Genomic DNA, 6,170 nt, shown 5'->3' on the forward strand with positions numbered 1-6,170 from the left:
TGACGCGTTCAGCTCGACAGATGCTCGATCGCGGCTACGCTGCCCAGCCGCTCGGACAGGCGCTTGAGCAGGGCGAGACGATTGGCGCGCAGGGCGGCTTCGTCGGCGTTGACCATCACGCCGTCGAAGAACGCATCGACCTGCGGCCGCAACCGCGCCAGATGGGTCAGCACCGACACGTAGTCGCCATGCGCGAGTGCGTGGCCGGTTTCGGCGTGCACCGCTTCCACGGCTTCGGCCAGCGCGGCCTCGGCCGGCTCGCGCAGCAGCGCCGGGTCGACCATGCCCGGAATCTCGATGTCGGCCTTGCGCAGGATGTTGCGGATGCGCTTGTCGGCCGCGGCGAGAGCCTCGGCTTCCGGCAGCTGCGCGAAGGTGCCGATCGCATCGATGCGACGGTCGAGGTCGTACAGCGACTTCGGCTGCAGCGCAGCGACGGCGTTGAACTGCTGCACGGTGACGCCCTTGTCGGCGTAGTAGCCCTTCAGGCGGTCGAGGATGAAGTCGTAGAGTTCAGCGGCATCGGCGTGCGTCGTCGCGCCGTCCTTGCCGGCAGGCAGCGGGCCGACGCGCTCGCCCGCAGCGCGCAGCAAGTCGTGCAGGTCGAGATCGAAACCGCTCTCGATCAAGGTCCGCGCCAGCCCCAGCGCATTGCGCCGCAGCGCGAACGCATCCTTGTTGCCCGTCGGCTTGAGACCCGCCGCGAAACCACCGGCCAGCGTGTCGAGCCGTTCGGCGATCGCCAGCACCTTGCCCAGCGGCGACAGGGCGATGTCATCGCCGGCAAACCGCGGCTGCCAGGCTTCGTCGAGTGCATTCGCCAGCGACGCGCGATCGTCGTCGGACAGACCGGCCAGCGCCGCGTCCTGCTTCGCGTAATAGCGACCGGCGATGCCCTGCAGTTCCGGAAACTCGTTGACCATGCGCGACTGCAGATCGGCCTTCGACAGCAGCGCGGCCTGCTTCGCGAGTGCGGCATCCACGCCGACATGCGGCGCGATGATCGCGGCCAGCGCGGCGACGCGTGCGGTCTTGTCGGCAACGCTGCCCAGCTTGGCCTGGTAGGTCACGCTCGACAGGCCGTCGTTCATTGCCGACAGGCCCTGCTTGAGGTCTTCGTCGAAGAAGAACTTGGCGTCGGCGAAGCGCGGACGGATCACACGCTCGTAGCCCTTGGCCACTTCGATCGGATCCCGCGACTCGACATTCGCGATGCCGATGAAGTGTTCGGTCAGGCGTCCGTCCTGCAGCACGGGGAAGAACTTCTGGTTCGCTTCCATCGTCGCGATCAAGGCTTCCTGCGGCACGGCGAGGAATTCGTGCTCGAACGTGCACGCCACGGCCTTCGGCCATTCGACCAGACAGTTCACCTGCTCGAGGTTGTCCTGCTCGATGCGCGCGTCACCGCCGAGCGCGCGGGCGACGCCTTCCACTTCCTGGACGATCCGGGCGCGACGCGCGTCGGCGTCCACGAGCACCTTCGCGTTGCGCATCGCCTCGAGGTAATCACCCGGCGCGCCGATCTCGACCGCAGCGTCGTGCATGAAGCGATGACCGCGACTGCTGCGACCGCTGCGCACGCCGAACAGTTCGGCATCGATGACGGTTTCGCCGTGCAGCAGCACCAGCCAGTGCACCGGCCGCGCGAACGCATAGGTGTGGGCGCCCCAGCGCATCGGCTTGGGAATCGGCATCGCCGCGATCGCCTCGCGCAGCACGTCCGGCAGCAGCGCCGCCGTCGCGGCGCCCGGCGTCACCGCGCGATGCACGAAACGCTCGCCCTTGGCGTCGCTGGTTTTCGCAAGCTGGGTCCAGTCGATCCCGGCCTTCGCGGCGAAGCCCTGCAGCGCCTTCGTCGGCTGACCGTCGGCGTCCAGCGCGATGTTGAGGTACGGCCCCAGTACTTCCGAGCGCTGCTCGGGCTGCTCGCTGGCGACGCCCGGCAGCAGCACGGCAAGCCGGCGCGGCGTGTACAGGGGCTTCGCATCGCCGCGGTCGACCGCGACGCCGCGCTTGTCGAGCGCCGCGAGCACGCCGTCGAAGAGCGCCGCGGCAAGGCCGGGCAGGGCCTTGACCGGCAGTTCTTCGGTGCCGAGTTCGATCAGCAGGGGCTTCATGTCAGTCATCGCGACAACCTGGTTCTGTACGGGGGCCTGCGCCGGGGGCGTGGGCGAAAGGGGCGCATCGGATCGGACGTCGTGCGCCCGTCGTGCGACGTGGCGCGGATGCCGGAATCAGCGGACGTCGCGGCTCATGCCGCGGCCACGCGCTTGAGACCCGGATAGCCCAGCGCCTCGCGCTGCGCGGCATAGGCCCGGGCGACGGCCTGGGCCAGCGTGCGCACGCGCAGGATGTAGCGCTGGCGTTCGGTCACGCTGATGGCGCGGCGCGCATCGAGCATGTTGAAACTGTGGCTGGCCTTCATGACCTGCTCGTAGGCCGGCAGCGGCAGACCCAGTTCGACGAGCTTCAGCGCTTCGGTCTCGCAGGCGTCGAAGCGGTGGAACAGTTCGGCGACGTCTGCGTGTTCGAAGTTGTAGGTGCTCTGCTCGACTTCGTTCTGGTGATAGACGTCGCGGTAGGTCACCGGCGTGCCGTCGGGGCCGTGCGTCCACACGATATCGAACACGTTGTCGACGCTCTGCAGGTACATGCACAGGCGCTCGAGACCGTAGGTGATCTCGCCGAGCACCGGCTTGCACTCCAGGCCGCCGGCCTGCTGGAAGTAGGTGAACTGGGTGACTTCCATGCCGTTGAGCCAGACTTCCCAGCCCAGACCCCAGGCGCCGAGCGTCGGCGATTCCCAGTTGTCCTCGACCAGGCGCAGGTCGTGCACCTGCGGATCGATGCCCAGTTCCTTCAACGAGTCGAAGTACAGCTCGACGATGTTGTCCGGATTCGGCTTCATCGCCACCTGGTACTGGTAGTAGCGCTGCAGGCGGTTGGGGTTGTCGCCGTAGCGGCCGTCGGTCGGACGGCGGCAGGGCTGCACGTAGGCCGCGTTCCACGGCTCGGGGCCGATGGCGCGCAGGAACGTCGCCGGGTGGAAGGTGCCCGCGCCGACCTCGAGGTCAAGCGGCTGTACCAGCACGCAGCCCTGTTTGGCCCAGTAGGCGTTGAGCGTCTGGATCAGCTCCTGGAACGTCGGTCCGGTCATCGGAAAAGCGCGTCTTCGGCGGCGCGCTAGTATAGCGGCCCACGCCCCGTCCCCCGCCGCGCCCCGCGTCGCGGCGCCCAGGAGAACCCGGCTTGAACGAACCGCGTGCGCCCCTGTTGTCCGCCATGCCCCGGGCGCCCTTCGCCTCCGCCTCGCGCCTGCCGCCCGGCCGGGTCACGCTGGAACCGGTGATCGACGGCCTAGTCGCCGACGGGCTGCTGGCACAGGCGGATGCGGACCGCGCCCGGATCGGCGGCCGCGCCACCCGCGGCCTGGACGCGGTGCATCCGCTGGTGCTGCTGGCCAATCTCAAGCTGCCGTCGGCGCAGCGCCCGGGCAGCGAACTGGGTCTGGAAGCGCTGACCGAATGGCTGGCACGCGCGAGCGGCCGGGCCTACCTGCGCATCGATCCGACGAAGATCGCCGTCGCCGAGGTCACAGATCTGGTGTCGCACGCCTACGCGCGGCGCCACCGCATCCTGCCGGTCGAAGTCACGCCGACACGTGCGCGCATCGCGACCAGCGAGCCGATGGCGATCGACTGGCTGCCCGACATCCAGCGCCTGCTGCGGCGCGAGATCGAGCTGGTCGTCACCAATCCGCTGGATCTGCACCGCTACACGATGGAGTTCTTCGGCGTCACGCGCTCGGTGCGCGGCGCCAAGGACATGCGCGACGGCACGACCGAGGCGCCGTCGTTCGAACAGCTGGTCGAACTGGGCCGCTCGGGCGACGTCAACGTCGACGACCACCACGTCGTCCACGTCGTCGACTGGCTGCTGCAGTACGCCTACGAACAGCGCGCCTCCGACATCCACCTCGAGCCGCGCCGCGACGTCGGCCGCGTGCGTTTCCGCATCGACGGCGTGCTGCACAAGGTGTTCGAGATGCCGCCGCCGGTGATGAACGCCGCGGTCAGCCGCATCAAGGTGCTCGGGCGCATGGATCTGGCCGAACGCCGGCGGCCGCAGGACGGCCGCATCAAGACGCGCTCCCCCGGCGGGCGCGAGGTCGAGATGCGCCTGTCGACGATGCCGACCGCCTTCGGCGAGAAGGTCGTCATGCGCATCTTCGATCCCGACACCGCGTTCAAGCCGATCGAGCAGCTCGGCTTCGACGCCGGCGAGGCCAGCGCGTGGAGCGATCTGGTGCAGCGTCCGCACGGCATCGTGCTGGTGACCGGCCCGACCGGCTCGGGCAAGACGACGACGCTGTATTCGACGCTGAAGAAGCTGGCCTCCGACGACGTCAACGTGTGCACGGTGGAAGACCCGATCGAAATGGTTTCGGTCGAACTCAACCAGATGCAGGTGCACAACGCGATCGATCTGACCTTCGCCCAGGGCGTGCGCACGCTGCTGCGCCAGGATCCCGACATCATCATGATCGGCGAGATCCGAGACCTGGACACCGCGCAGATGGCGGTGCAGGCCTCACTGACCGGGCATCTGGTGCTGTCGACGCTGCACACCAACGACGCGCCGTCGGCGATCACCCGCCTGCTCGATCTCGGCCTGCCGCATTACCTGATCGCCTCCACCCTCAACGGCGTGCTGGCGCAGCGCCTGATCCGCACCCTGTGCCCGCACTGCAAGCAGCTGCAGGCCGTGGATCCGGAAGGCTGGCGAGCGCTGCTCGGCCCGGACAGCGACCTGCCACCGCCGGCGACCGCCTGCGGCCCGGTCGGCTGCCTGGAATGCCGCAACACGGGGTATTTCGGCCGCGTCGGCATCTACGAACTGATGCCGGTCACGCCGGCGCTGCGCGCGAGCATCCAGCCGGACATGGACCTCGCCAGCTTCGGCCGCGCCGCGGTCGCCGGTGGCCTGCGCACGCTGCGCATGGCCGGCGCCGAGAAGATCGCCCAGGGCGTGACCACGGTGGAGGAAGTGATGGCGGTGCTGCCGCCGCGCGAGTGAGTGTCGGCGGCTCCCGTGGGCGCGCGTTTGCACGAAAGGTGTCCCCGCTGGATCGGCATCGTGCGCGTTGTCACCTGGCCGGTCACGTCGCGCGTCAGGCGCCGTCTCTCCGATCAGCGGCGCGCCGGAGGACCGGATTGCCGGCAACCGGCTGTAAGCCGCTACGCTGCAGCGTCTTCCTGTCGCGACCGCCTGCATGCCCCGTCCGTTCCTGATCGTCGAAACCGGCCAGCCGGTCCCCACGATGCGCCGCCATGGCACGTTTCCGCACTGGATCCGCGTCGCCGCCGGCCTGTCGCAGCGCGATGTCGACGTCGTCGACGTGGAGCAGGGTGCGCCCCTGCCCGATGCCGACGACTACGCCGGCGTCATCGTCACCGGCTCCGGCGCGATGGTCACCGAGCGCGCCGACTGGAGCGAACGCAGCGCCACCTGGCTGCGCGATGCCGCGCATGCCGGCGTGCCGCTGTTCGGCATCTGCTACGGCCACCAGCTGATCGCGCATGCCCTCGGCGGCGAGGTCGGCGAGAACCCGCGGGGCCGGGAGATGGGCACCTATCCGATCGAAACCACGGACGCGGCCACCGACGACCCGCTGTTCGCCGCCGCGCCCGCGACCTTCCTCGCCCAGACCACGCACCTGCAGAGCGTGCTGCGCCTGCCCGAGGGCGCCATCAACCTCGCGCGTTCGGCGCTGGAACCGCACCACGCCTTCCGCTGGGGCACGCGGGTCTGGGGCGTGCAGTTCCATCCCGAGTTCAGCGCCACCCATATGCGCGGCTATATCCGGGCGCGGTCGGGGCCGCTGTATCGCGAAGGTGCGGATCCGGTTGCGCTGGTGGCTGCTGTTCGCGCAGCGCCTGAGGGGCGCGCGGTGCTGCAGCGGTTCGTGCGGATGGTGGAGGCGACGCCGCGCGCTTGATTTGCGCGGGGGTGGTGTCGTTGCGGGTGACGTCGCCTGTGTTGTTGCTGCTGCCTTCGCTTTTGCTGTTGCTGTGGCCGTTGGCTCTCGCTCTTTCGAGCCGTAAAGCGAGCCGAGCATCGCAGGGCGTCGGGGCCGAAGAGCAGCCCATGTCTGAGCGCAGCGAGTTTGG

Annotated in this window: 4 protein-coding genes; 2 read left to right on the plus strand and 2 right to left on the minus strand. The window is 69.2% G+C overall.

What is annotated here, in order from left to right; genetic code table 11:
* Positions 1 to 8: 8 nt before the first annotated feature.
* On the minus strand, positions 9 to 2,126 hold the full coding sequence (gene glyS / locus AC3A5K_RS15500) for a glycine--tRNA ligase subunit beta (protein WP_487618447.1): 2,118 nt from the start codon (positions 2,124 to 2,126) through the stop codon (positions 9 to 11).
* Between the two features lie 125 nt (positions 2,127 to 2,251).
* Positions 2,252 to 3,157, minus strand: a complete 906-nt coding sequence (gene glyQ, locus AC3A5K_RS15505; protein ID WP_487618448.1) for a glycine--tRNA ligase subunit alpha — start codon at positions 3,155 to 3,157, stop codon at positions 2,252 to 2,254.
* A gap of 125 nt (positions 3,158 to 3,282) precedes the next feature.
* Between glyQ and AC3A5K_RS15510 the strand changes: the two genes are divergently transcribed.
* Together AC3A5K_RS15510 and AC3A5K_RS15515 are read left to right on the plus strand one after the other, a co-directional pair.
* The gene (locus AC3A5K_RS15510; protein WP_487618449.1) at positions 3,283 to 5,076 is read left to right on the plus strand and encodes a GspE/PulE family protein; all 1,794 of its coding nucleotides are present in this window, start codon (positions 3,283 to 3,285) and stop codon (positions 5,074 to 5,076) included.
* 196 nt (positions 5,077 to 5,272) lie between these two features.
* Positions 5,273 to 5,998 (plus strand): glutamine amidotransferase, encoded by a 726-nt coding sequence (locus tag AC3A5K_RS15515; RefSeq protein WP_487618450.1) that lies wholly within the window; start codon positions 5,273 to 5,275, stop codon positions 5,996 to 5,998.
* Positions 5,999 to 6,170: the final 172 nt, after the last annotated feature.

The sequence above is a fragment of the Luteimonas sp. Soil_C_5 genome (assembly GCF_057656615.1).